This is a genomic window from Allomuricauda sp. ARW1Y1 (assembly GCF_013407935.1).
In the GTDB taxonomy this organism is placed as follows: Bacteria; Bacteroidota; Bacteroidia; order Flavobacteriales; family Flavobacteriaceae; genus Flagellimonas.
Window position 1 is genome coordinate 675,653 of the sequence record NZ_JACBZU010000001.1, and the last position, 26,170, is coordinate 701,822.

Here is a 26,170-nt window from a genome sequence, read left to right on the forward strand (position 1 = left end):
TTAAAATGGAATAAAGCTTGTGAAAAGTGTTCAGCAAGGCTGAAGTACTATGAATTATGCCTGTTTGGGCGGCTGAAAAAGATTGTCCCCCCAAATGTGCGAATAGGATATCTGATAATGAAAATTACCCTTCGCCGCCAATGGAATTTCTGGATAGGAATTGATGAAGCTATCTTGTCCTAAAACAAACACTAAAGGTTGGGCACAGGGAGCTTGATGATGTTGGAACGGAAGTTTTTCGTGTTCTTTCCGCTCCTCTTGATGCTTTTCGCTATGGGAAGCTTTAAGATCTCCATAATGTTTGGATACAAACACCATAAAGTCATCACCATATTCCTCATTGTGGAATTGGTAATGCTCAACCAGTTGTCCAAGTTCCACCAAATCCTTCAAATGGATATTGGCACTTTGGAGTAAAATGAGCAACGATATGCCTGTGGTAACTATTTTGTTCATCCTGACACTCTAAAATTAAGTATAATAAGAAGGAGAGCATCAATTCAGACTTAATTTAGAATTAATCTGATTTTAAAACCATGAGGCCCTTATTGGGCCTCTATGGTTGAAATTCCGTTTTCAGCTAAAAAAGCATTTACCTTCGGAAGGTCGTTCTTCAATGCACTGTTTAGTTTGGCCATGTGGCCGTTCAACTCTTCTGTCAGTTCTTCGTATACCACGTAGGCGGCATCTGTTGGTCTTGCATCCCCGTTTTCAATGCTTCGTTGTAAAGCATTGAACCTATTGTTCAATTTGATGGGGAAATTCAATGGATCTTGTCCCGATTGGTTTTTGGTTTGATAGAGGTCCTCCTCGATTTCGGTCAAGGTTTCCATAAAATCTTCGGAGAGCTTTGTAAACTTTCTACTGGTGATTCCCTTGCCCAAACTATCCAATTGTTTGCGAATGCCTCTAATTTGAATGACCGCTTCATTGGCAATAGTGGCCTTTTGGGTGATTTTGGAAGCCAATTCGAACTGTTTTTGGAGATCTTCCGCAGTAATTCCCTTCAGGTTGGGGTCCATTTCAATCTCAAACGGATAGCTTTTGATGACCTCGGGACCAACTTTCATTTGCACAGTATAGGTGCCAAGCGGTGCTTTTGGGCCTACCTCGGCCGATGCTCCCCAAATAATGATACCATCAAAAGTAGTGGGACCGGGATAGCGCAAGTTCCATGTAAAGGTGTTGATGCCCTTTGCCGTTGTAGGTTTGGTGCTGCTGAAACGGCTCCACCACGAAGACTCCCCCGAATCCTCATATTTGGGTTGGTTGCCACCAAAAGATTCGATAAGGTTGTTGTTGGCATCAAAAATAGAAAAAGTGATAGTGTCCACCTCTTCTTCCAAGTAGTATTGGAAATTGGCATTGTAGATGCCCCTGATGGCATTGGTAGGCTTAAAAAGAACATTTTTTTGCTCTTTAAGGTCTTCGGAGTATTCCCTGAACGGCTGAATGTCGTCCAAAATCCAAAATCCACGACCGTGGGAGCCAAGCACCACGTCGTTGTCCTTGATCACCAAATCCCTGATCGGGGTATCGGGCAAGTTCAATTGAAGGGATTGCCACTCGGCACCATCGTTTATGGAAAAATACACTCCGTGTTCGGTGGCCAAGAACAATAGGCCTTCCCTGATATGGTCTTCGCGAATCGCTCTGGCAAAGTGACCGTCTTCTATTCCATTAATTATTTTCGTCCAGGTTTTTCCGTAATCGTGTGTTTTAAAAACGTAGGGGGCCCTGTCGTCCACTTGGTATCGGTTAGCGGCCACATATAAGGTGCCAGGATGGTGTATGGATTCCTCGATAATACTAACTCTGGAATATTTGGGAAGGTTCTCCGGCGTAATGTCCTCCCAGTTTTTGCCGCCATCTCGGGTGATGTGTATTTTACCATCGTCCGATCCGGCCCAAATAGTATTGATATCGTGATTGGAAGGTGCCAAGGCAAATACCGTGGCATAAATCTCGGGGCCGTTCATGTCCATGGTGATGACCCCACCCGTTTTGCCCAAGGTTTCTGGGTCGGCATAGGTCAAATCCGGACTGATTTTTTCCCAAGTCTGTCCATCGTTCGTAGTTTTCCAAACGTGTTGGGAGCAGGTATACATCACGTTCGGGTCTTTGGGAGCGAACATAATGGGGAAAGTCCATTGCCAACGTTCTGGAAGTGCACTTGCAGGTTCTCCCGAGAAAAATCTTGGATACACTTGAATGTCGCGTGTTTGTCCGTTGCTTCGGTCGTATCTAGTCAAGAGGGCTCCTTGGCTTCCTGCGTAAAAAATATCGGGGTTTGTCGGACTTTGCGTAATCCAACCACTTTCCCCGCCGCCCACGGCGTAGTACCATTCGGAGCTCGGTCCTCTCGCCTGCATAAAGTCCCAACCATCGCTGGGCATGGCCAAAGTAGAATTGTCCTGCTGGGCACCAGCTACATGATAAGGGACATCGCTGGTGGCCATCACATGATAAAATTGCGAGGTGGGATAATCCTGTTCGGTCCATGTTTTACCGCCGTTGATGCTCACCACGCCACCTCCGTCATTGGAGCTTATCATTCTATCTGGATTATTGGGGTCTATCCATAAATCATGGTTGTCGCTATGGGGCGTATTTATGCGTTCATCAAATGTTTTGCCACCATCGGTTGACTTGTAAAAACCTACATTTAGACCATATACCACATCCTTATCCTTGGGGTCGGCATAAATTCTGGAGTAGTAAAAGGCACGTTGCCGTAATTTCCGTTCGTTGTTGGTGAGTTCCCAAGTGTCACCTCCATCATCAGAGCGAAAAACACCACCTTCATTGGCTTCCACTATGGCCCAAACGCGATTGGAGTCGGCAGGGGAAACGGTCACCCCAATTTTACCAATGGGACCTTCGGGCATTCCAGGATTTTCGGTCAAATCGGTCCAAGTTTCCCCACCGTCGGTGGATTTCCATAACTTGCTATCTGGACCACCGCCCCACATTTTCCATGCCTTACGATAGACTTGCCACGTAGTGGCGTAGAGCGTATTGGGATTGTTTCGGTCTATGATTAGGTCGGCGGCACCTGCCTTATCGCTCACGTAAAGGACTTTTTTCCATGTTTTGCCTCCGTCCACGGATTTAAAAACACCGCGTTCCTCGTTTTCACCATAGGGATGGCCCAATGCGGCAACATAAACAATATTTTCATTGGTCGGGTCAATACGGACTCGGGAAATGGCTTGGGTTTCCTCCAGTCCAAGATGTGTCCAAGTTTCGCCGCCATCGGTTGATTTGTAGACGCCGTCTCCCTGTGTAATGCTGCCACGAAGTTGGGTTTCTCCCATCCCGATATACACCACGTCCGGATTGGTTTCCGCCACGGCCACAGCCCCAACGGAGGAGCTCGTTACTTGGCCATCGGTTACACATTTCCAAGTGTTTCCGCCGTCAATGGTTTTCCAAAGTCCTCCCCCGGTGGCACCAAAATAATATTCATTGGGTCTGGAGGGGCTTCCGGCGGCCCCCAAGGAACGTCCGCCCCGGTTTGGACCTATGTTCCGCCATTCAAAACCGCTGTAAAAGCTGGTGTCAACGATACTAGGGGATGCATTTTGTGCGTAAATAAATAGTGTTGAAAGGAACATGGAAAGTAGCGTCCATGTTTTCATAGAGGTTGTTGGCATTCTCATGATGTCAAAGGTTGGTTGTGAGTAGTTTGAATTAGTCTACAATGTACTCAAACTTTTTGACATGGCTGCTGGATGGACTAGAGTTCTGGATCATCAAAGTTGACCCCGGGAGGATTAAATAGACCCCAGCGGTCCAAAGTATAGTTCCATGGATCAAAAGTCTGTACCCATTCGGCAAACAAGATTCGGAATTCCTCAATTTCCTGCCGTAGCAACTCTAGATATTCCGTGTGTTTGAACCCCCACATTTCCAAACCTGAGCATCCCGTTTGGATCTCGCGGCCAGCTTTCCGAATGATGGTTGCATTCTCCATTCGGATGCCATACAGGTCACCTCCTTCGGCGCCTGCTATTTTCGGGCAAATGAGCATGGCATCATTGCGCAGTTGCTCTGCATGGTGCCGTAAGAGGCGCAACTCGGTTTCTGGAAGGGATGCATATTCTTCTTCGTCATTGGCCAGGGAGGCTATTTTATCGGCCAAATCGAAAATGACCCACCCTTTTTTGTAAAGGGGCATTTTTTCAAATTCATCCCTGTTTTTGTTTAGATCATCATCGTCTTCGAACATATTTCAATGATTTAACTGTTCCAAGATAACCCCATAATCATATTGTAGGTCCTCATGGAGCAGGGAAATTTTCTTTTTGATGTATTCCAATTGGCGATTGTACAAATTGGTGAGGGTAGTATTTCTGTGAATGGACGGTCGTAAGGATTTCATCCTCTCACAAAAGTGGAGCAACAGTTCCACTTCGGTGGCTTTGTTTCCAGAGTATCGGATGTATTTTTTAATGGTACGAAGTATTTTCCGAACGCTCTTTTTGATGTAGAAATAACTGCTGGTATTGATGTCTTCAAACATGGCATCGACCTCTTCTTTTACGGATTCAATATAGCTTTCCTCGCTATCGGATTCAAAAAGCAAATAGGTGAGCAATTCCTTATTCTCTTTTTTGAAGCGGGCCAAGCGAAGGCATAGCAGGAGGGTTTCCTCCTGTGATTTGAATTGGAGTTCTTTTTTGAGTTGTGCAATCGTAGCAGCCTTCATTCCTTAACTTCTTAGGTAAGATGCGCCATTTACATCAATGATCGTCCCTGAGGAATAAGCCGCCTCGGAAGATGCCAAAAAAAGAATGGCGTGCGCTACCTCTTCGGGTTGGGCCATGCGTTTAAAGGGTGATTCACGGAGCAGGTTTTCCCTTTCGGCAGGGGTCAGGGTTTCTTTGGCCATTTCGGTTTCGGTAAATCCAGGGGCGACCACTCCCACATAAATGTGATGTGGTGCCAGTTTTTTGGCCAGGGATTGGCTCATGGAGTTCAGTGCCGCTTTACTGGCTCCGTAGGCCGGTTTGGTGGGCTCGCCCCGGAAGGCACCTCGTGAGGACACGCTTACAATGTGTCCGCCTCCAGTTTTCATCATGGCCTTAGCCCCCCAATAGCACAAGTTGGCCACGGCAAATAGGTTGGTCTCGAACGTTTTTTCCCAAGCATGGGTCCAATGATCAAAATCCACTTGGTCTATCTCATGAAAAATGGAAATGCCCGCGTTGTTCACCAAAACGTCCAATTGACCATAATGATTCACAAAGTCCTCAATGAGGGATTGGGTCTCTTGTTTTTGGGAAATGTCCCTTTTAAAAAGTTGATGGCCTTCCCCGGGCAGCTCCGCCAATGTCTGTTTGGCTACTTCATCATTACTTCTATAATTGAGCCCTACCTTGGCCCCTTTTTTGGCGAAGGCCAATGCGGTTGCTTTGCCAATACCTCGCGAAGCACCGGTAACCAGTACATTTTTTCCTTTAAAATCCATAAAGTTGTGTTGCTGTTATTCTAAATTTTGATCAATTGTGCTAATCAGTTTATTGATGTCGGACAAAGTTTTGCCAAGAAAACTGTCCTGCATGGTCATAAGATAACTGATACCGTAAAGATCGGAAAGAAAAACGGGATTTTTGTGCAGCTCTACATCTTGGATGGATTTTAGTTCGGTTTCCAGATTCAGTTTGGCCTTTGCAAATTCCTTGGTAAAGAATTCCGGGAAGGCCTCATCTACCACTTTACGGTTCATTTGGACCAATCGTTCTTGAATTCCTTCGGAATAGGGGTATTCATAATAATTGGTCAATAGCTTTTTAAGACCATTGTCACGAATTACGGTAATGGTCTCTGCGGCCAACATGTTGTTGAAGGCGGTAGTGCTGGGTTCAAAAAGGCGATAGTCTACAAAAACATCCGTAGCAGCATCAAAAATGGCATAGCGTTGTTGGTTGTTCAAGGTGTCGGCAAAGATTCCCATCATATCGGAAATAGTCGCTTGTTTTTGCCGATTGTAGTCCAACACCACATGTATTGCCAAAGAGTCTTGAACCAGGCTCGATTTAATTTCCTGTAAATAGAATTGTTCCTTGTTGCGCTGTATCTTTTGATTGTTACAGGTGTTGATTTGCAAGGCCAATAGTATTCCAATGACGACCAGCACAATTTCCCCTGCGGCATAAAAAAGATACTTTGAGAATTTGTTCTCGGTCAAGAGGGATTTCCTGAGTTTTCTAAAAATGGTCGGCATGGTTAGTGGTTTGTTTAAAGATAATAAGTTAGCGCACAATATTCTACGGATTCCCATGTTGTTCTAATAATTACTTTTCTTTGTAGGAACTGTTGGTTCGTACACAGGAATTTTCGAGACATACTATGAAATCAAAAAAGAGACACTGGTTATGGAATCTGCTGATTGTCATTACCTTGATACTTTGCGTTCTTGCCTTTGTGGAGCACTACAAAAACTGGCATAAGATCGAGGAGGGACACCTTAAGATCTACTCGGGTATCTATTATCAAAACATACCTTTGACAGCATTGGACAGTGTGGTTTTTGTGGAAAAATTACCCGAGATGGAGCGTTCTAGTGGGTTTTCTTGGATGGAAAGGGAGAAAGGGGTGTTTAATGATTCCATAACCAACACCAAAGTCTATGTTTTTGTGGATGATCTCTACCAGCAAAAAATCAAATTGGTGCACCACGATTCCTTAAAAATGTATGTGAATTTGAGGGACAGTCTTAAAACTGCCGAATTATTTGCAATTTTGCAGACTGAATTGTTGAATAACATGGAAACTGAAAAAGAAGTCCAATAGGTATGAAGGCATTTCTCTTTTTTCTCTTATTGCCCATTGTGGGCTTCTCACAGAATACATTGAGCGTTCGGGTGAACAATGTGGCCACTCAAAAAGGAAGTGTCAATGTTGCAGTGTATGATTCTGACGAATCCTTTTTGTCTTTTGACCGTGTTTTGAAGACGGACAGTGTCGCCGCAAACGAAGGAAGCGTGGAATTCAATATTCCCGACCTTCCTCCTGGAGAATATGCCTTGGCCGTATTCCATGATGAAAACAACAATGGTAAACTCGATACCAATTGGTTGGGCATACCCAAGGAAAAAGTGGCATTCTCCAATGCCAAAATGAAGACCTTTGGTCCGCCCAAATATCACGAGTGCGCTTTTAAGATGATTTCGGATTACGAAATCCATATTGACCTTTAATCTAACAGCACTATGGGAACAATTTTTATGGCCCAACTTATGGGCGCTTTGTATGGTCTTTTGGCAGTGGTTTTTGGCGCATTTGGTGCCCACGCCCTTAAAAAGAAATTGACCCCCGAACTGCTACTAAGTTTTGAGACAGGGGTCAAATATCAAATGTACCATGCCATTATACTGTTGATCTTAGGCTTTAATCTTAATTTTGATAAGCCATTGGACTCTTGGATAGTCAACTGCTTTATTTTTGGTACCTTGTTGTTTTCCTTCAGTATTTATGCACTTTGTTTGGGTGCGGCAAAAGGCAGCAAACCTCGTTTTTTAGGCCCGGTGACCCCCATCGGGGGATTATTGCTGGTCGTTGGTTGGGCCCTTTTGCTTTATTCCTTTGTTGCCAATTTGATCTAGAGGCGCAGGTACATATTCCCATTAATCGTGTTGAGTTGTAGGCGGTGCGTGGCATTGTCAAACCTTCCTTCCACCTTTTGGCCCACGTAGCGATCACTCACAGTAAGGTTTAGGCCTTCATCCGCATAAATATTGCCATGGATGGTCTCGGCCACCAATCTGGAATCCTTCATCACCAGATCTATTTCGCCGTTAATGGTCTTAAGGTCCATATCGCCATTGTACTTTTTGATTTCGATATCGCCATTGATCAAATCTGCTGTAAAGTCTCCTTCAATATAATCCGAGGCAAGGTCACCGTTAATGCTGCTTACGGCGAAGGTGGCTCCCTTGGGTATGTAAAGCACATAGTTGAACTCGTAGCTGTCCCCTTCAAAATAATACCCCTTTTTATTTGGGCGTGTTTTCTCCCACTCGGCCTTAAAGGCGTCAAAAACATCCTTTACGTTGGAAGCGATACTGAGGGAACTGTTGCTTTCCGCAATGTCGAGTTTAAACTTGTCCAAGTACTTTCCATCCTCAATAGTAATGTCGGCCTTAAAATAGACGGTGTTTTTGTCCCATGTTTTTACTTCGATGTTGTTCGCAAATTTGACATCCAAATCTATGGACTGACCGGAGTAGTCAAAGTTTTTTTCGATGACTTTCTGTGCACTCAGGGTAAGTGTAACCAACCCTAAAAATGCGGTAATAATAATGTTTTTCATGACTGTTCGATTTTTGATTTTAAACGTTGATTGATGTTTATTTTTTTCTGAGATACATGTTTCCGTTTGTGGATTTCATGGAGATTTTGACGCCACCTCCGTTAATGGATGCCTTGATATCCCTTCCCAAAACGGACTTTAATCCATTTTTGTCCTCGGCTTTTACGTCAAAATCCGTGTACACATTTCCGTTGAGCGTACTCAAGGCAAGATTGGCCGGGGTGTTTGCTGGAAGGCTGACATCTACTGCACCATTGGTGGAATACAGGGAGATAGGGGAGTCTTGAGTGACTTTTCCAAAAACCACTTCCAGTTGCCCGTTCAAGGAGTTGGCGGTAACAGGGCCGTTTACGTTGGTGATGCGTACCCCTCCATTGAGTTGGGCATCGGCTTCAATTTCACCCGAAAAACCGTCGATTTCAATATCCCCGTTCCAAGTGCTTTTTACGGCAAGGTTCTGTGAAGCCGGTAAATAGATTTCGGCTCCCTTGTTTTTGCGCAGGTTGTACACGATTAGGGTATTCCCGTCCTGCACTACGGAGAATCCAACGTTGGTATTGTCCGTGCCGCCTTCACCCACCAATTTGAGTCCTTTGGCACGCTCTGGCGTTTTTATTTGAGGGCCGGATTTGATCAGCAATTCGTTGGTGTTGTGTGTTTTTACGACAATGTCCGTTTTCGATTCGATTTTTACCCATTGGATTCCGTTGAGGGATTTGGTGTAATCGTTTTGTGCTTTGGCCATAGCACCCATAAAAAGGGCCACAGCAATAATTGTGAATTTTCTCATGATATTCGCTTTTTTGATGTTTATGATATACTTGGCAATACTGCCCTGATTTGATCCTTGATAAAGGGTTGTGTGTCTTCTTTTTCTAATAATTTTTTCATGGGTTCGGCCGCTTTCTTTTCCTGAATCTGGACCAAGGCCTGAATAATGGCTACTTGTATGCTTGGGTTCTTTTCGTGCTCCAAGGCTTCGATAAAGGTGGTTTTTACGGTTTCTGATGCGGTAAATTTCACCAGTGCTTCAAAGGCGGTCATCCGTACATTATCGTTCTCATCGTACAACAATCGGTTGGCGAGTGCTTGGATGATGGCCTCGTCGGGCTCCTCAAATTCTTCGATATAGTTCACTCCCTGAATGCGTTTGCTCGCCGATTGGTTCTCCATTAACGACAGCATGGCCGTTTGTTTCATTTTATGGGTTTCATCTTTCAGTTGTGCAAGGTCCTGGTTCACTTTTCGTTGTTGAAAGAGGCTGCCCATCTGAAAGGCTACTACCAAAAGGGCAATGCTTGCCGCAATTTTTAATAGGTTCCCTGCCCAATTGGATGATTTTCCGCTCTCCACGCGAACCACTTTTCCCTGCTGCATCTTTTCTTGTTCAAGGGCCGCTTCAAATTTGGCTCTGAGCCTATCGGTGGGTGCGGACACCTCATTGTCAAACCCAGTGAAAAGAATTCTCATCTCCTCTACTTCTTTTTGACATTCAGCACATTGCTCCAAATGCTTTTCTAGCTTGGCAGTCTCCGTTTTGCTCAAATGACCATCCAGATACTCTGGTATTTGGTCAAAAACATGCTCTTTTTCCATGGTCAACTACGTTCTAAATAGATATTCTTCAATTTTTTCAAAATCCTGCACACTCTTGTTTTTACAGCTCCGGGGGTACTGCCCATAATTTCGGCAAGATCCTCGTAATTGATCTCTTGATATCGGTTTAAGATGACCAATTCCCGGTCGTACGGATCCAATTGGCTCAGGGCATATTGTAAGTGGGCATTGTTTTCCGACACCTCATTTTCCTCTTCCACCGCTTTGTAGGCCAAAACCTCGATATCGTCGTGGGCTTTATGGTTTCTGGTGTAATGGGTCTTGAGATTGTTCCTTGCAATGGTGAACATCCAAGACATAAACGACCCATTGTTGTAGGTACTCCTATACTTGATCAGTTTGTAAAAAACATCTTGTGTAAGATCTTCCGCCAACATTCGATCACCCGACATTTTGTACAGAAAATTGTACACGTGTTTATGATGCCGGTCAAAAAGTACCTTCAGCAGGTCTAGGTTTCCCTCAGATACCTTTTGCATGATCATCTCATCTGAAAGTGTTTCCAAATGCTGTTGTTTTAGTTGGCGTTTATCTTATATAGTCAAGAAATTGGGAAAGGTTACACGGAAAGTGATTTTTTTATTCTAAGAGTGATGCTTTATTGGAAAGTAGTGATTTTTATGACCCCGCTAGCACCTCTGGAACCATAGGATCCTGCATCGGAACCGCTCAGTGCTTCGATATCCTTCACGGTGGCACTGTCCACCAATTGATTTACCGATTCAAACGAATTGCCCAGTATATATCCGTTCAGGACGTACAATGGCTCGGTCGCCGTTCCCGTAATCTGATTGGCCGATTTCATAAAATAGGGGATACCGCCTCTGAGCGTTATTCCGGGCAAACGCCTGATTCTATCGATCAAGTCGATGGTTTTGTTGTTTTGTGTCTGGATTTCCTGGGCAGCGTACTTGCTATACGATGGATTTTTAGTTGAGGAACAACTTGCAAAAGGCATCAAGATGATGAGCAAGAAAATGGATGTGAGGTTTTTCATGGGAACAAAATGTCCCACAATCTATGGATTTTAATACAAATGAACCTAAAAACATTTTGTTCATCAACCACAACCGCAGTCATCGGAACCGCAGGAACCAGAATTGTTCTTGCCTTTTCCGAAGATTGATTTGGGGAGTAGAAATTTCCACACCAAATACCCTGCAGCAATCAATAAGGTGGCATAAACCAGGATTTGTTGGATCATAATGCGATTAAATTAGGATTTGGTAAGCGAGTAAAGCTATAATATAGGCAAAAACACTCATAAAGCCCAATTGGATCATGGGCCATTTCCATGAATTGGTCTCTCTTTTTACAATGGCGAGCGTGCTCATGCATTGCATGGCAAATGCGTAGAACAACATCAGTGATATTCCGGATGCGAGATTGAACAATGGTTTGCCATCTTCATCCAGTTCTGCCGCCATTCGCTTCTTAATGGTTTCTTCCTCGTCGCTTCCCACACTGTAAATGGTCGCCAAGGTGCCCACAAACACTTCCCGGGCGGCGAAGGAGGTCAATACAGCAATGCCGATCTTCCAATCGTAGCCCAAGGGTTTTACCAAGGGTTCAAAAGCTTTTCCGGCTTGGCCAATGTAGGAATGTTCCAATTTGTAACTGGCAATCTCCTGTGCAACCGCCCTCTCCGTGAGTTCTGCTGTCAACGTCCTTAGGGAATCTTGAATGGAGCTGGGGGCGATTCCTTTTGCCAAGGCGTTCTCCCTATGGGAAGCAATGTTGTTTTGAATGTAATTTTTGCTGTAGGTGCTCAATCCCTCGTTTTCTATTCTTTCGGTTACGATGGTCTCTGCATTTTGGAAATCATCCGAATACCCATTGGAGCCCAAAAACCATAGGACAATGGATATGGCCAAAATGATTTTACCCGCGCCCCAAACAAAGCTTTTTGTTTTTTCGATTACCGTGTACACCACATTTTTGAGCAATGGAAGCCGATAGGTTGGCATTTCAACCATAAAAATGGACCTGCTCTTTATCTTAAGGATTTTATTGAGCACCATGGCCGAAAACAGTGCCATTCCAAAGCCGATGAGGTACAGAAGCATCAATGTCAACGCTTGATAGCTCAAACCCAAAATGCTGCCCTCTGGAATCACCAAGGCGATTAGAATCAAATACACGGGCAATCTGGCGGAGCAGGTGGTAAATGGGGTTACCAGAATAGTGATGAGTCTTTCTTTCCAATTTTCAATGGTACGGGTGGCCATAATGGCCGGTATGGCACATGCGTTCCCCGAAATAAGGGGCACCACACTTTTTCCGCTCAATCCGAAGGGGCGCATCAATCGATCCATTAAAAAAACGACACGGCTCATATAGCCTGACTCTTCCAGAAGGGAGATAAACAAGAACAGAAAGGCAATTTGAGGAATAAAAATAACAATGCCCCCGATTCCTGCTACAATTCCTTCAGCAAGTAAATCCGTAAATACCCCGGGAGGCAAGGTGGTCTTTATCCATTCGGCCGCTAAGGCAAAATTTTCATCGATAAAGTCCATGGGGTAGGAGCTCCACTCAAAAATAGCCTGGAATATAAGCAATAGAATGGCAAAGAAAATCAGGTACCCAAATATTTTGTGCGTTAAGATCTTGTCCAACGAAGCTCGAAGGCCTTTTGCCGCCAAAAAATCGACCTTGTAGGTTTCCTTTAGAATGTTATTGATGAGTTGGTAGCGAAGTACCGTTTCCTTGTGCTGCAATTTTTTGAGCTCATCCTTCGACTTTGTGGAGAAGTCCGTAGCATCTTGGATACGCTTCTTTTCTATGGGCATAAAGTTCACATCTTGAGTGATGACGAGCCATAGTTTGTACACATCGTTTTGTGGGAATGCCTTTTTTAATCGTTCGAAGTATGCTGGGGAAATTCGGGTTGGATCTAATAGCGGTTTGGACGAGACATTTTTGTAATCGGCAATCAACTCCTTGATGCGTTCTATACCGGTGTTTTTTCGGGTGCTGACCAAGGCGATTTTGGTGTCCAACTTTTTCTCCATGGCCTCCACATCCAACGAAATCCCTTTTCGGTCCATCCTATCGGCCATGTTGATCACCAAAATGGTGGGAATCTTTAGATCCTTGATCTGGGTAAAGAGCAGTAGGTTCCGTTTGAGGTTTTCCACATCGCTAATGACTACGGCAACGTCGGGATAATCCTTGTCGTTTTTGTTGAGCAACAGTTCCACTACCAAACTCTCGTCGAGGGAGGTGGTGTTCAAACTATAGGTTCCCGGTAAATCGAGAATATGCGCTTTTACGCCTCTGGGAAGTTTGCAGATACCTTCCTTTTTCTCTACGGTAATCCCGGGATAGTTGCCTACTTTTTGCTTGAGACCTGTAAGTTGGTTGAATACTGATGTTTTTCCCGTATTGGGGTTCCCGATGAGGGCTACGTTGATGTTTTTGCTCATTTGGGCTGTGTTTCTTCAATGATTTCCAATTCAATGAGCTGCGCCAAGGATCGTCGTATGGCCAAGTGGCTGCCACTAAGGTTGATGTAAATGGGATCGTTCAGTGGGGCAATACGCAACAGTTCTACGCTGTTGCCGGGCAGGCATCCCAATTCCATTAACTTGATGGGGAGGTTGTTTTCCGTGAATCCTTTGATTATTCCCTTTTGTCCGTACCGTAAATCTGCTACTGTGGCCACTGTTTTTATTTAGAACAATTTTAAGTAAGGGCAAAAATAAGTAAAAATGGGGAACTACAGGAGGCAATCATGAAGAAAGAAGATTTGCGTTAATCGTTATAACTGGCTTTAAGGATTTCAATGTCCTTCAAAAGCTTATCGATTTCTTCACGGTTGGTGCCATCGTAAAAGCCACGAATCCTTTTTTCCTTATCCACCAGAATAAAATTTTCGGTATGGATCATATCGTACGGACCTCCGTCACCATCATTTTTAACGGCCAAATATGATTTTCGAGCAAGCTGGTAGATCTGTTTTTTATCACCTGTGACCAAATTCCATTTGCTATCGATAACGCCTTTTTCCCTTGCATACTTTTTTAGTTGGGCAACGCTATCAATATCCGGGGTAACGGAGTGGGAGAGCAACATAATGTTGGGATCGTCCTTCACCACTGCTTGCACCTCGGCCATATTTTTGGTCATGATCGGGCAAATCGTGGGGCAGGTGGTAAAAAAGAAATCGGCCACATATATTTTATCCTTGTAATTTTCTTGGGTAATGGTATCCCCGTTTTGGTTGACCAATGAAAAATCGGCAATCTTATGGTATTTTTTGGTGTAATGGAGGGTGCTGTCCACCAAGGACTTGTCCACCATGGAAGGCTGGTACACTGGAAGCATTTTCTCGGGCTGAAGGGCGTTGTAGAATAGATAGACAATGATGGCGGAAAGGACCAACATGACTATCCCGAACATTTTGTACTTGGCAAAGAATGACAGCATATATGCAAAATTACGGCCCAAACGGTTATCCATCAAAGAGAAAGGAAAGTTTTGATGCTAAATCTTTCTTAAATCCTGTTGTGATAAAATGGGGAGGTTTTTTTATCAATCCCTAAAAGGTTACTTTTGTTGGTTTTAACAAAACACGACGGATGACCCCTATAGTTATAAAGACCATACAATTCTTTTTGAGCTTATCGCTTTTGATCGTGCTGCACGAGCTGGGCCACTTTATCCCAGCGAAGCTTTTCAAGACCAGGGTGGAGAAGTTTTACCTCTTTTTTGATGTGAAATTTTCCCTCTTCAAAAAGAAGATCGGCGAAACGGTTTATGGTATTGGTTGGCTGCCTTTGGGCGGGTATGTAAAAATATCCGGTATGATCGATGAGAGCATGGACAAGGAGCAGATGAAACAAGAGCCCAAGCCATGGGAATTCCGAAGCAAGCCTGCTTGGCAACGTTTAATCATTATGCTGGGTGGGGTAACCGTGAACTTTGTTTTGGCAGTCGTTATTTATATTGGAATGGCCTATACCTACGGTGAACAATATATCCCCATGAACAGTCTAAAAGATGGCGTTTGGGTGCTCGAAAAGGAAATCGGTGACGAAGTGGGCATACAAACGGGTGACAAGATCATTGCTGTGGATGGTGAAGAGCTGAAATCGTTTAACAGTGTTTTTATTGAGTTGATCAATGGAAACCGAATTACCATTGAAAGGGATGGGGAACGAATAGAAAAGGAAATCCCAGTTGACTTTATCTCTACTCTAATAGAGGACGAGGATAAGGTTCGGTTTTTGTTTTATCGGACGCCATTTATGGTAAACAACGTTCCTGATACTTCGCATAACAAAAATGCAGGATTTAGACCAAAGGATGAGTTTTTGGCCATCAATGGGGAACCTGCCATTTATCGGGACCAAGTGATGGATCAATTGGAACAGAACAAAGGGAAGGATATCAATGTACTGGTTCGTCGGGAAGATGGTTCAGAGGGGCAAGTTACCGCATCGGTAAGCAGTGATGGTAAATTGGGCATTGTTACGGCACCCTTCACCATGGAAGAGATGGAACAAAGAGGGATTTTAAAGGTGGAGACAGAGACCTATTCGTTTTTGGAATCGATTCCAGCGGGTATCAACAAAGGAGTTTCTACACTTTCCAGTTACATGAAGCAGCTCAAGAAGATTTTTAACCCAGAGACAGGAGCCTATAAAGGTGTGGGAGGTTTTGCAGCCATTGGCGGTATGTTCCCAGATACGTGGAACTGGCCAGCTTTTTGGGCGACAACGGCCTTTATTTCCATTATTTTGGCCTTTATGAACATTTTGCCGATTCCTGCTTTGGATGGTGGACACGTAATGTTCCTGCTGTACGAAATGGTTACGGGCCGTAAACCGAGCGACAAGTTTTTGGAGTATGCCCAAATGGTCGGCTTCTTTTTATTGATTGCTTTGTTGCTGTTTGCCAATGGCAACGATTTGTATAAATGGTTGTTTAAATAGAAAACCAATTTTTTTGTTTGTGGTGTAAAAAAGAATCCATTATATTTGCACCCGCTTAAGGTAAAATATTCCTCCTTAGCTCAGTTGGTTAGAGCATCTGACTGTTAATCAGAGGGTCCTTGGTTCGAGCCCAAGAGGGGGAGCCCAGTAAATATAGGCCTTTCGAGAAATCGAAAGGCTTTCTTCATTTTGGTGGGTATCAGTTTGGGTACTTATTTTATCTTTATACTTTATTCCGTGAATGTCAGAGGTATATATCTACAAGAAGTTTAATGCTATCACAAAGGAGTATGTTCCTCAATGGGATAGCAAAAATGTTAATGACTTTGTTAGTTCAAAAAGGGCCATACTTATAAATTTTAGCAATGTTCCTGAAAAAATTGACTTCACGTTATTTGAAAGACCAATATTCAAATTCATTGTTGAGAGCCAATTCAAAGATGCTGTAGAGAAATTAAATCAAGACTTTTTTAACGGGCTATATTGTGATGAACTTTTGTTTATTATTCTAAATTCACAGGCCACATATGATTCACTTTCTTGGCCTGAGTTGAACTCTAGTCAGGGTTTGGACAAGGATTTGGCCACAGTTCAAAAAGAAAGACAAGAATTAATCGAAGTTATGATTAGGTGGGTTGAAAGGTATCAGCCAAAAGATGGAGTTAGGGGAATTAACAGTGCTAAAAGCGTAAAATCCCTTACTATTAAATTCGAGGATAAGACATTTGTTTTTAAAAATTTTCTTGTAATAGACAGCCTGATGTCAACTTATTTACAATCAATAGGATTTAGTTACGATTCTAGGGATTGGGTAAAGGGGATTAAAGAAATAATTCCTTATATGGATTTAAATTCATTAGCGTATCAGTTTAAGGTGACATTAACGAAAAAACTTCTGCATTGGTATAGGGATTTGGCCGATATTAAAGACCCATCGATTACAAACAAGCAACTAAGGTTTATAAATATAATTTTTTCCCTCGCCTCCATTCCTATTAATGAAACTACTATTCACTACAAAGCTTCAAGTAGTCTTGAGGACTATTCAAGTACTCAACAAATAAAAGTTTTAAGAAATTGGATAAATAGGTTTTAGTGCTTTCTACTGGTATTAAAATCCTAATTGGGAAGATGTGAAACACATTTTTCTGATTTCGATATTTCTCTGTTTCACTTATGGTTTTTAGTTCAGCGTATCATTGCATCGAATACGTGATTTTACGTATTGCAATTAAATATCATATTATGAACAACGATGATGAAAAGTTAGTCCAGGATCAGACCAATCCAAAAAATACTTCTGGTCAATTTTCCAAGGAGATTTTGAGTTTTAGAGAAGCACTTGTATTTCTAGATATTTCTGCTAGTATGCTATATAAACTAACCCATAAAAGGAGGATTAGTTTTTTTAAGCCTAATGGTAAGCTAATCTATTTTCATAGAAAGGATCTTATGACTTGGTTGATGCAAAATAAGCAATTGTCGATTGATGAAGCAGAAATGAAAATGGAACGTTTTTTAACAAAAAACTTTTAGGCATGGCAAATAAGTTTATTAAAGAAAGTGTATATGAATCTCTGCCTATAATTTTAAAACAGGGCATGGAGACCTTTGAGGGCAGAGAAAGAGATGTCATTCTGATGTCTTCTTTAGCTGTCTTGAGTGGCTGTCTCCCAAATATTACAGGAGTATATGATGACAAAAAATATTTCTCAAATCTCTATTTGTTGATACTGGCACCACCTGCGAGTGGAAAAGGGCGCATGAATATCGCTGCATTATTGGCGGAACGAATTCATGCCAAAATAAAATCGGATAGCCAAGCTGCTATAGACAAATATAAATCCGAAAACAAAGGTAATTTAAAAGGTTGCCCTAAGCTGGATGTTAAGATTGTACCCGGCAATGTGTCAAGTGCTAAATTATACACCCATCTAAAAGTAAGCAAAAATGGTATAGTCATGATAGAAAGTGAGGCTGATAGTATTTCTGCTATGCTAAAGCAAGAATGGGGTGATTTCTCGGATGTGTTGAGAAAAGCATATCATCATGAGAAAATTAGTCTAAGCAGAGAAACTGATGATAAATTTATTGAGGTTTTTAACCCCAAATTATCCTTGGTCCTATCAGGTACAAAAAATCAGTTAAAACCTTTGCTGCAGTCCCATGAAAATGGCCTTTTCTCTCGATTTTTGTATTACTATTTCAATGATGGGACTGAATGGAAAGACGTTGCACCAAGAAAGGAAGATAGTATTGATAGGATGCAAACGTTTCAACAGATAGGTGATTCAATTTATGATCTATATCAGACCTTAATAACCAACAACAGGACAATTTCATTTGAATTAACCAATAAACAATGGGATGAACTGAATAGCACCTTAGGATATGCAAATTATTTATTGAATAAAAATGGGAAAATATCCTTTTTGTCTAGTGTAAAAAGACACGGTTTGATGCTGTTTCGTTTAGCAATGATTCTCTCTACTCTTCGGAAACATAAGACAGTTTTTAATTCCGAGAAGCTAGTATGCGAAGATGTTGATTTTCAAATTGCCAAAAATATCGTCAAAACCTTGTTAGACCATGCTTTGACTGTTTTTGAACTATTTGAGAACAAAGCCTTAGGATTAACAATAAAGGATTATTCTACACTAGCTAATTTACCGTATCAATTTGAACGAGGGCAGGCTATTGCTATAGGAAGAGATTTGGATATACCTGAAAGGACAATGGATTATTTCTTAAATAGGATGTTGAATAAAAAAGTTTTAATCAGGATTAAACCTGGTTTTTACAGAAAAATAAAAAATTCTTGATTGTTGCAAAGTTTGCAAAGTTTGCGAACTAACTCACAATTAAATAAAATTGGATATTATGATAAGTATAATTTTAAAGTATAGAAAACTTGCTAATGGGGAATACCCAATAGTACTTCGAATAACTAAGGATAAATGCACCAAAATAATATCGTTGGGGGTTTCGTGTAAAAAGGAACATTGGGATGGAAATCAGATATCTAAAAGACACCCTGATTATACGCTTAAAAACAGATTACTTTTGAGGGCAAAGGAAAAAGCCCTAAGAATAGTCGATGAATTCAAGCTGCAAAACATTGATTTTACATTGGATGAATTCGAAACATCTTTCCGTGGCAAGAAGAGTATTAAGACTACGGTATCTGATTTCTGGTTGGAAAAGATTTCAGACTTAAATCAGGCTGGAAGAACAGGAAATGCGAGGGCTTACAAGGACTCTTATGTGTCCTTCTTTAAGTTTTGCAATCGAAAATCTCTTACTTTCAGGGAGATTACACCAAGCGAATTGGATAAGTATGAAACCTATCTTAGGGCTACAGGAAGTCATGATGGAGGAATTGGGGTTAGAATGAGAGCAATAAGGGCACTTTATAACGATGCAATAAAAAAAGGAGTTGTCGCAGAAAAGTACTATCCTTTCAAGGCCTACAAGGTTTCGAAATTAAAAGGAAAAGGATTTAAGACATTTTTGACAAAAGATGAAATAGAACGGATAATCAATCTAGATACCGACGAATATCCACATCTGTTAGATACTAAAAATTATGCGGTTTTCAGCTACTTTATGGGTGGTATTAATTTTGCTGATTTAATGCGATTGAAATGGGAGGATGTTCAAAACGATAGAGTTAACTATATCCGTTCAAAAACCAAAGGCAGATTTTCCATAAAAATATTAGCTCCAGCAGCTGAAATTTTAGAATATTATCGAAAATTGGATACAGGTACGGCTTTTATATTCCCAATTTTATTAAAGGATAAAATGACACCTTTGCAAATTGAGAACAGGAAGGCAAAATCACTTAGAAGGTATAATTCACAGCTTAAAGAGATAGCTTCAATTTTAAATATTAAAAAGAAGGTGACCAGCTATACGTTCAGACACAGCTTCGCAACCAACCTAAAATATTCTGGAATAAGTGCTGATGTAATAGGGCAAAGTATGGGGCATAGTGATGTAAGTGTTACTCAGGCTTATTTAAAGGAATTTGATGATAGTATTGTAGATGAGGCTATGAAAAAGCTGTTGGAAGAATCTTCAACTAAATATAAATTATTAAGTGAATAATCATGAAAAAAATGGCATTCGGTTACATAGATGAAAAATTGGCAACCAAAAGCAATTACAATATTCAGGAAGTTGCTGAAATTTTAGATATAAAAAATTTTGGCAGGAACAAATTATTTAAATGGCTTAGAGAACATGGATATTTTGATCAATACAATAGACCAATGACGATATTTATTGAAAATGGCCTTTTTCTATGTAAGGACAATATTTACAAAACTCCTTTGGTTACCAGTGAAGGTGTTGAGTTTTTGAAAAAGAAGTTAATTTTAAACTGAAAGACTTTTAAATAAAACATTAAAGAAAGGCCCTCATTCGAGGGTCTTTTTCATTTATATAATTAATTGTTTTTAAAATCTATTCTAAAAAAAATAATCAATCATGAATCTTAGAAAATCTGAACGAAAAAGCACCAAGATTAAAATGGCCATTCAGGGACCATCGGGTTCGGGCAAGTCCTATTCTGCACTTTTATTGGCTAAAGGACTAGCAGCAGGAGACATGTCCAAAGTGGTTGTTATAGACACTGAAAACGGCTCTGCCAACCTTTATGCACACCTTGGAGACTATCACGTTCTTCAACTGGAAAATCCCTTTTCTCCTGAAAGGTACATTCAAGCCATTACAGCTTGTGAAAATGCTGATATGAAAGTCATCATAATCGACAGTATAAGCCATTGCTGGGAGTTCTTGCTTCAATATCATTCCACCTTGGCAGGGAACAGTTTTACAAACTGGGGCAAGGTAACCCCACGACAAAAAGGGTTCATCGATAAAATCTTGCAGTCTAATTTTCATATCATAGCAACAATGAGAACCAAGCAAGGTTATGTCCTTAACCAAAAGGACGGTAAATATGTGCCTCAGAAAATAGGTTTAAAGGCTGTCCAACGGGATGGGGTTGACTATGAGTTTACCCTTGTGTTCGATATTGATATTAAACACCATGCAACGGCTTCAAAGGATAGGACTGGTCTTTTCGCAGATAAACATGAATTTGTGATAAACTCTGCAACAGGTAGAAAAATACTAGGTTGGTGTAATGGTACCTTGAGCCAAGAAGAACTTAAATTGAAGGTGGATGAATGTTCCACCATAGCCGAACTATATAAGCTATACAATACTCATGGAGAACTCTCCAAGTCTTTGGGGCAGCATTTTATCACAAAACGAAACCTCCTAAATAATCTGACAAATCCTAAAAACCATTCTATTAATGGGACTACACCCAATTACCCAAAATCGTAATGTACCTTTGAGAAAGAAGGTTTCCATTTCCTAAAAACAGAAGAGATACTTATAACGAAAGATAATTCTTTAGCTAAGGCCAACATAGTAATTGTTGGCCTTTTTTAATTATGAAATATTGTTCGTTCTGAAATTTTTATACATCCTTCGGGTTCTACTTAAAACAAAGAGCCGCCTACAAAAAGGATCTTAGTATATTTAGTATATTTCTGACAAATAACCATTAACCATTAAAAAACAGCAGATATGAGAACACCATTGCTAGCTTCAATTATGACAATCCTTTTCATAACAAGTTGTGCAACAACCAAGACAATTAAATTTACGGATAAACAACCTGACGTTTACACAACAGATAGCCTAAAGGATTTTTTGGAAAATACTAAAAAGCCAAAAGTTGTTTTAAGGGTGCCAGACGCATCAATCAACACAACTTCACAAGAGAACAAGGACTATTTGTACAATGCTATTGAAAATCAACTACTGTCAAGCGGTTTTATAGTTAGGGACAGGCAGCTTTTCAATCAAATTATAGAAAATGAGAGCAATAACGTGGACTATGAGCAACTAAGGGAAAAGTCGGATACAGATTTAATTATTGAACTGACCAAATTGGACCCTAGCATCTTATATGAAACCAATATTTTTTACGATAGTAATAATAGACAAAGAACACAATATCATGGGAGCTTTAAGAGGTATGGTGCTTCCGTAGAATTTAAAGTGGTTTCCATTGCCTCAAACGAATATTCGGGGATGTATAAGTTTAACTACACACCATGTGTTGATGGTTGTATTGTGGCTAAATCTTTAAAGGATGTAAGAAAAGAACAGCGAGAAATGAAAAAAGATGGCGATAAGCCTTATGAAGGCGTTGAAAAACAGGTGTTGGAAGAATTCATTAAGGATGCAACAAAAAAGCTGGTCGAGGAAATGAGATACTAGGCAGCCCCATGGCTTTTATTTTATAGTAAAGCCTATAAAGGAAGGAAGGGGGGCCTAACATTCAGATCATGCAGAAATTATATTATTAGGTGATACAGAAGCTATACCAAATTTTTAAGTTCTAATTTTAATTGGTTCAATTTGCTATTTAGCTCAACTTTTTGATTAAACTGCTTACTTCTATTTATTGCTGATTTGAGTTTGCTAATTTCCTTCTTCAAGCGATATACTTTTTGTTGATTCTTTAAAATTGAATCTAAGGATTGTTTACCTAATTCTGGTTTACCTGTGAGCTGAGCGAGTAAATCCTTGAATACAGTATCTAAATTACCTTTTAGATTTAGTGCATATCTGTTATCGGATTTATTGAACCAATCAGAAGTAAATGTCCAATCAATCACTGCAATGTCTTCATTGGTAGGGTGAGGGTGTTTTGAAGCAGTAGAAATATAAGCTTCTTGGTTATGTTCTACCCAAAATACAATGTGGTATGGAATGGACTTATTAATGATTTCAAGGGTTTTAAGGATATCGGATTTTTGCTTGAGTTCTACCTTGAAAACCTGTATTTCCTGAATATCCTTAGCATCTAAGTTTACAGTATCCGCTGAAAGCTTATGAGTCCATGTAATACGTAGAATACAATCTGTGAAAAGCTTCTTCTGCTTCGTGTTGGTGTACTCGTCAAATGCATTCTTGGGAACTACACGTCCAACTTTTGTTCTTGCAGGAAGGTTGAAGAAATTCATTAGCGAACAATTAAGAATGATACTAATTTGAAGTCTTCTATGCCTTTTATTTTCTCCTGAAGTGCTGTTGTGCCCCCTGATTTGAATAGACTCAGAACTTCCTTTTCTTCTTCCTTCTGTAAAATGGTACTAATCCCTTGTTTGAGCAGGGTTGAGTATTCATCCATTTGGTGGTAATCATCGGTTTCTTCTGTCAATGCTGCACACACATCTTCTATCGGTGCCGTTCTGCCTTTGGCAAGCATTCTCATAGCATCCAATATCTTCTTAGACTCTACATGGTTTAGGATTAATTCACCGTTCATCTTCATATAAACCAAGTAGTAAGGGTGCAATCTGTTCAGCTTATTGATATTGACGCTTGAGTTCACATTCTTGAGCACGAAGATTACACCGCTTTGAAGTATTGGGCTTGACTTGACCACTGCATGAAGTCCTTCAGGAATGTTTTTTAATTCACCGTACACTTTAATCATGTTGGATAAATCCACCCTAAAATCATTCAATCCAAGGTCTGTAATGCTCACGCCTTCTCTCAAATCTTCTAAGTCAATTACTTCTTCTTGTAGTCTCTGAAGCTGTATTTTCCTGTACTCTAAGTCTTTTTCTTCGGTATTTAGAATGTTATCGTCACCAGTACTTGCCATGTTGCTAATGAGCATCTTATTCTCAACACGCTGCTTTAGGTTGATATAATTATCGAGAGTAACATCAGGCCAAAAGTTGACCATTGTAATACTCTCGTTCTTGGAACCAATTCTATCTACCCGCCCAAATCGCTGAATGATACGCACAGGATTCCAATGAATGTCATAATTGATAAGGTAATCGCAGTCTTGTAGGTTCTGACCTTCTGAAATGCAATCTGTAGCAATTAGTAAATCAATAGAGTCTGAAATGCTGGGATATAACTGTGCTTTGTCTTTGGATCGGGGTGAGAAGCAAGTAAGAATAGCATTTAGATCTGCTGGTATCTTTTTAGTAGTACACAACCTTCTCGAACCTGTGATAATTGCTGTGTTCAAGCCATATTGCTCTTTCAGTTGCTCGTGAATGTTCTCGTATAGATAATTGGCTGTATCTGCAAAGGCTGTGAATACTATTGCTTTCTTGTTTCCTGGATTAAATGGTTCATTTACCTTCTTATCTAAAAGACTGATTAGGTGTTGAAGCTTGGTGTCTTTTTCGCCCCGTATATCAACGATATTGCTCCAAAGGTGATTGAGTACAGCAAGGTCTTCATTAAGGTCTTCACGCCATTTTGTGGTGTCCATATCGGCAATGTGTACCTTAATCTTTTTACCAATTACTTGCTCTTCATCTGCCCAATTGGATTCAAAGTCATAGTTCTCGTCACTCAGGATTTTATGGATTCCTTCATAGTCATCCGCATCACCTTTATCAATGGTTTTAATGGCGTTTTCAATCTGACCGATAATACCTTCCAAAGTAAGACGGAAAGAGTCTACAGAGCTCTCTAATCGCTTTAGCAAGTTGATTCGCATAAGAATACGCAAACTCAATTCTCTATCCACTTGCGATAGCTTACCTGAACCTGAACGTACTTCCTTATCATATAAATCCGCATACGCCTGAACTTTGCTTGGAAGAATGTAATTCAATGGCGTGTAAACAGATAAGTTGAGCAGGGTAAGCTTCTCAGCAATATCTACATAAGTAACATCATCAGAATCAGTTAGCGGACTTTGAATAGCTACGGGCTTGTTGCGCTCTGGGAATTTACCAATGGCTGTGGTATCGTAATAAGTAGTAATGTGTTTCCTAGACCTTGCTATGGTTAATGAGTCCAATATCTCAAAGAAGTCAAAGTCAAGCATATCCAAAAGCTTCTCAGTGGTACGCTCTGTAGTTTCATATCTGCTCCAAATATTGAATGCTTGCTGGGCTTTTCTGAAAATCTGATCTATGCCACTCTGAGTATCTAACTTTTGGTCAATATTCTCAGCATCACCTTCATAGGCTAAAGCCAATTGGTTACGTAAGTCGTTGAACCTATTATTTACAGGGGTTGCAGAAAGCATCATCACTTTAGTTTCAATGCCTTCCTGAATCACTTTCCGCATCAAAGTTTGATAGCGGTTCTCCTTACCAACTACTGTATTGTTATTCCTGAAATTATGAGATTCATCTATAACTATAAGACCATAATTTCCCCAATTGACATTGGCTAATTCACGTCCATTGCTGATACCACTTTCACGACTTAAATCTGTATGGAATAGTACATCATACCTGAATCTATCAGCAGCTAAAATGTTGTTCTTATCGTTATGGCGGTAAGTATTCCAATTTGCTTCCAACTTCTTGGGGCAAAGTACCAATACATCTTTATTTCGCATTTCATAATACTTGATAACACCTAAAGCTGAGAAGGTCTTACCCAAACCAACAGAATCTGCCAATATGCAGCCTTTGTACTTCTCCAACTTGTTGATAGCACCGATTACTGCATCCTGCTGAAAGTTGTAGAGCTTCTTCCAAACCAAGGTGTCTTTAAAACCAATATGCTCATTAGGTAAATTATCTAAAGAGAGGTCATCCAAGAAGTCATTGAATATGTTGTAAAGTGTAATAAAGTAGATAAACTCAGGGCTGTTTTCCTTATACGCGCTCTCAAAGTAGTCTTGCACTTTCTCCGTTACGTCCTTCAAGTCTTCTTCATTCTCCCACACTTGATTGAACCATTCTAAATAAGCTATACTATTGGGATATTCGGTCTTTTGAATAAGAGTAGGAAACCCTTTTTTATGTGTGATTCCCAAATCCGAAGTGGTGAAACCACTGATGTTTGAATATGCTTGTGCATTCTGATTGTCATGTTGCACGTGAATCATTCCGTTCAAGGGAAGGTTACTATGTTTATTTGATTTGAAAACAACCTTTTGTTTTACCCATTGCGAACACTCTTTGGCTATAGCTCTTTGGTTTAGTTGGTTCATCAATCTCAATTCAAACTCACCACCACACAATTCCGATTCTCGCACTATATGCGGTATGTAGAACTTTCTGCTCTCCTTCTGAAACTTCTCTTCAATAAATGTTGGGGAGCTAAAAATAAAACGTAGTTCATCAATCCTGCCCAATTCTTTTTTGAGCGCTTCAAAAGCATAAATAGAGAATGTAGAAGCGGCAATACTGAGTTTACTGCCTTTTCTTATCGTCTCCTTTAAGTCATCCCCCAAACGTGTATTTACATTGTCGATTAGCTTCATTTAACTGTCATA

Annotated in this window: 27 protein-coding genes and 1 tRNA gene; 12 read left to right on the top strand and 16 right to left on the bottom strand. The window is 40.8% G+C overall.

Annotation, left to right across the window (positions count from 1 at the left end):
- Nucleotides 1-54: 54 nt before the first annotated feature.
- The 6 genes from GGE08_RS03050 to GGE08_RS03075 all read right to left on the bottom strand — a co-directional run bounded on the left by GGE08_RS03050 (nucleotide 55) and on the right by GGE08_RS03075 (nucleotide 6,229).
- The gene (locus GGE08_RS03050) at nucleotides 55-456 is read right to left on the bottom strand and encodes a hypothetical protein (RefSeq protein ID WP_179383420.1); all 402 of its coding nucleotides are present in this window, start codon (nucleotides 454-456) and stop codon (nucleotides 55-57) included.
- An 89-nt stretch (nucleotides 457-545) separates the two neighbouring features.
- Nucleotides 546-3,662 carry a VPS10 domain-containing protein gene (locus GGE08_RS03055; RefSeq protein WP_179383421.1) on the bottom strand — a complete coding sequence of 1,039 codons (3,117 nt, stop codon included), beginning with the start codon at nucleotides 3,660-3,662 and terminating at the stop codon, nucleotides 546-548.
- A 77-nt stretch (nucleotides 3,663-3,739) separates the two neighbouring features.
- Nucleotides 3,740-4,231: a hypothetical protein gene (locus tag GGE08_RS03060; RefSeq protein ID WP_179383422.1), complete on the bottom strand. Its 492-nt coding sequence runs from the start codon at nucleotides 4,229-4,231 to the stop codon at nucleotides 3,740-3,742.
- 3 nt (nucleotides 4,232-4,234) lie between these two features.
- Nucleotides 4,235-4,711: a hypothetical protein gene (locus GGE08_RS03065; protein ID WP_179383423.1), complete on the bottom strand. Its 477-nt coding sequence runs from the start codon at nucleotides 4,709-4,711 to the stop codon at nucleotides 4,235-4,237.
- Nucleotides 4,712-4,714: 3 nt separating this feature from the next.
- Nucleotides 4,715-5,473 (bottom strand): SDR family NAD(P)-dependent oxidoreductase, encoded by a 759-nt coding sequence (locus GGE08_RS03070; protein ID WP_179383424.1) that lies wholly within the window; start codon nucleotides 5,471-5,473, stop codon nucleotides 4,715-4,717.
- A gap of 15 nt (nucleotides 5,474-5,488) precedes the next feature.
- Nucleotides 5,489-6,229, bottom strand: a complete 741-nt coding sequence (locus tag GGE08_RS03075) for a DUF6090 family protein (protein WP_179383425.1) — start codon at nucleotides 6,227-6,229, stop codon at nucleotides 5,489-5,491.
- A 125-nt stretch (nucleotides 6,230-6,354) separates the two neighbouring features.
- Here GGE08_RS03075 and GGE08_RS03080 point away from each other — a divergent pair, with 125 nt between their 5' ends.
- The 3 genes from GGE08_RS03080 to GGE08_RS03090 are packed head-to-tail and all read left to right on the top strand — an operon-like array spanning nucleotide 6,355 to nucleotide 7,610.
- A complete protein-coding gene (locus GGE08_RS03080) occupies nucleotides 6,355-6,798 on the top strand; it encodes a hypothetical protein (protein WP_179383426.1) in 444 nt (147 codons plus the stop codon).
- A gap of 2 nt (nucleotides 6,799-6,800) precedes the next feature.
- On the top strand, nucleotides 6,801-7,205 hold the full coding sequence (locus GGE08_RS03085; RefSeq protein WP_179383427.1) for a DUF2141 domain-containing protein: 405 nt from the start codon (nucleotides 6,801-6,803) through the stop codon (nucleotides 7,203-7,205).
- Between the two features lie 12 nt (nucleotides 7,206-7,217).
- Nucleotides 7,218-7,610 carry a DUF423 domain-containing protein gene (locus GGE08_RS03090; protein WP_179383428.1) on the top strand — a complete coding sequence of 131 codons (393 nt, stop codon included), beginning with the start codon at nucleotides 7,218-7,220 and terminating at the stop codon, nucleotides 7,608-7,610.
- Here the strand turns inward: GGE08_RS03090 and GGE08_RS03095 are convergent.
- From GGE08_RS03095 to GGE08_RS03130, 8 genes are all read right to left on the bottom strand, one after another.
- Nucleotides 7,607-8,317, bottom strand: a complete 711-nt coding sequence (locus GGE08_RS03095) for a hypothetical protein (RefSeq protein WP_179383429.1) — start codon at nucleotides 8,315-8,317, stop codon at nucleotides 7,607-7,609. The two genes, GGE08_RS03090 and GGE08_RS03095, sit on opposite strands and share 4 nt — an antisense overlap.
- 37 nt (nucleotides 8,318-8,354) lie before the next feature.
- The gene (locus GGE08_RS03100; protein WP_179383430.1) at nucleotides 8,355-9,107 is read right to left on the bottom strand and encodes a DUF4097 family beta strand repeat-containing protein; all 753 of its coding nucleotides are present in this window, start codon (nucleotides 9,105-9,107) and stop codon (nucleotides 8,355-8,357) included.
- Between the two features lie 20 nt (nucleotides 9,108-9,127).
- Nucleotides 9,128-9,913 carry a HEAT repeat domain-containing protein gene (locus tag GGE08_RS03105; RefSeq protein ID WP_179383754.1) on the bottom strand — a complete coding sequence of 262 codons (786 nt, stop codon included), beginning with the start codon at nucleotides 9,911-9,913 and terminating at the stop codon, nucleotides 9,128-9,130.
- Nucleotides 9,914-9,915: 2 nt separating this feature from the next.
- The gene (locus tag GGE08_RS03110; protein WP_179383431.1) at nucleotides 9,916-10,440 is read right to left on the bottom strand and encodes an RNA polymerase sigma factor; all 525 of its coding nucleotides are present in this window, start codon (nucleotides 10,438-10,440) and stop codon (nucleotides 9,916-9,918) included.
- Nucleotides 10,441-10,532: 92 nt separating this feature from the next.
- A complete protein-coding gene (locus tag GGE08_RS03115) occupies nucleotides 10,533-10,931 on the bottom strand; it encodes a TonB-dependent receptor plug domain-containing protein (RefSeq protein WP_179383432.1) in 399 nt (132 codons plus the stop codon).
- A 214-nt stretch (nucleotides 10,932-11,145) separates the two neighbouring features.
- Nucleotides 11,146-13,362: a ferrous iron transport protein B gene (gene feoB / locus GGE08_RS03120; protein ID WP_179383433.1), complete on the bottom strand. Its 2,217-nt coding sequence runs from the start codon at nucleotides 13,360-13,362 to the stop codon at nucleotides 11,146-11,148.
- Nucleotides 13,359-13,601, bottom strand: coding sequence for a ferrous iron transport protein A (locus GGE08_RS03125; protein ID WP_179383434.1), 243 nt, complete (start codon nucleotides 13,599-13,601; stop codon nucleotides 13,359-13,361). The genes feoB and GGE08_RS03125 overlap by 4 nt, the downstream gene beginning before the upstream one ends.
- Nucleotides 13,602-13,690: 89 nt before the next feature.
- The gene (locus tag GGE08_RS03130) at nucleotides 13,691-14,365 is read right to left on the bottom strand and encodes an SCO family protein (RefSeq protein WP_179383755.1); all 675 of its coding nucleotides are present in this window, start codon (nucleotides 14,363-14,365) and stop codon (nucleotides 13,691-13,693) included.
- Nucleotides 14,366-14,517: 152 nt separating this feature from the next.
- On the opposite strand from GGE08_RS03130, the gene rseP reads away from it, so the two are divergent.
- From rseP to GGE08_RS03175, 9 genes are all read left to right on the top strand, one after another.
- Complete coding sequence (gene rseP, locus GGE08_RS03135; protein ID WP_179383435.1) at nucleotides 14,518-15,873, top strand: RIP metalloprotease RseP; 1,356 nt, start codon at nucleotides 14,518-14,520, stop codon at nucleotides 15,871-15,873.
- 69 nt (nucleotides 15,874-15,942) lie between these two features.
- Nucleotides 15,943-16,016: transfer RNA gene (locus GGE08_RS03140), tRNA-Asn, on the top strand.
- A gap of 98 nt (nucleotides 16,017-16,114) precedes the next feature.
- The gene (locus GGE08_RS03145; RefSeq protein ID WP_179383436.1) at nucleotides 16,115-16,969 is read left to right on the top strand and encodes a hypothetical protein; all 855 of its coding nucleotides are present in this window, start codon (nucleotides 16,115-16,117) and stop codon (nucleotides 16,967-16,969) included.
- A 149-nt stretch (nucleotides 16,970-17,118) separates the two neighbouring features.
- Nucleotides 17,119-17,409: a helix-turn-helix domain-containing protein gene (locus GGE08_RS03150; protein ID WP_179383437.1), complete on the top strand. Its 291-nt coding sequence runs from the start codon at nucleotides 17,119-17,121 to the stop codon at nucleotides 17,407-17,409.
- Nucleotides 17,410-17,411: 2 nt separating this feature from the next.
- A complete protein-coding gene (locus GGE08_RS03155) occupies nucleotides 17,412-18,695 on the top strand; it encodes a DUF3987 domain-containing protein (protein WP_179383438.1) in 1,284 nt (427 codons plus the stop codon).
- Nucleotides 18,696-18,753: 58 nt separating this feature from the next.
- A complete protein-coding gene (locus tag GGE08_RS03160) occupies nucleotides 18,754-19,983 on the top strand; it encodes a site-specific integrase (protein ID WP_179383439.1) in 1,230 nt (409 codons plus the stop codon).
- A gap of 2 nt (nucleotides 19,984-19,985) precedes the next feature.
- Nucleotides 19,986-20,261 carry a phage antirepressor KilAC domain-containing protein gene (locus GGE08_RS03165; RefSeq protein ID WP_179383440.1) on the top strand — a complete coding sequence of 92 codons (276 nt, stop codon included), beginning with the start codon at nucleotides 19,986-19,988 and terminating at the stop codon, nucleotides 20,259-20,261.
- 103 nt (nucleotides 20,262-20,364) lie between these two features.
- Nucleotides 20,365-21,231 (top strand): ATP-binding protein, encoded by an 867-nt coding sequence (locus GGE08_RS03170; RefSeq protein WP_179383441.1) that lies wholly within the window; start codon nucleotides 20,365-20,367, stop codon nucleotides 21,229-21,231.
- Between the two features lie 246 nt (nucleotides 21,232-21,477).
- The gene (locus tag GGE08_RS03175; RefSeq protein ID WP_179383442.1) at nucleotides 21,478-22,176 is read left to right on the top strand and encodes a hypothetical protein; all 699 of its coding nucleotides are present in this window, start codon (nucleotides 21,478-21,480) and stop codon (nucleotides 22,174-22,176) included.
- Nucleotides 22,177-22,277: 101 nt separating this feature from the next.
- On the opposite strand, the gene GGE08_RS03180 is transcribed toward GGE08_RS03175, so the two are convergent.
- Together GGE08_RS03180 and GGE08_RS03185 are read right to left on the bottom strand one after the other, a co-directional pair.
- Nucleotides 22,278-22,925 carry a DUF4391 domain-containing protein gene (locus tag GGE08_RS03180; protein WP_179383443.1) on the bottom strand — a complete coding sequence of 216 codons (648 nt, stop codon included), beginning with the start codon at nucleotides 22,923-22,925 and terminating at the stop codon, nucleotides 22,278-22,280.
- Nucleotides 22,925-26,158 (bottom strand): helicase-related protein, encoded by a 3,234-nt coding sequence (locus GGE08_RS03185; RefSeq protein WP_179383444.1) that lies wholly within the window; start codon nucleotides 26,156-26,158, stop codon nucleotides 22,925-22,927. Before GGE08_RS03185 ends, GGE08_RS03180 begins: the two co-directional genes overlap by 1 nt.
- Nucleotides 26,159-26,170 lie beyond the last annotated feature (12 nt).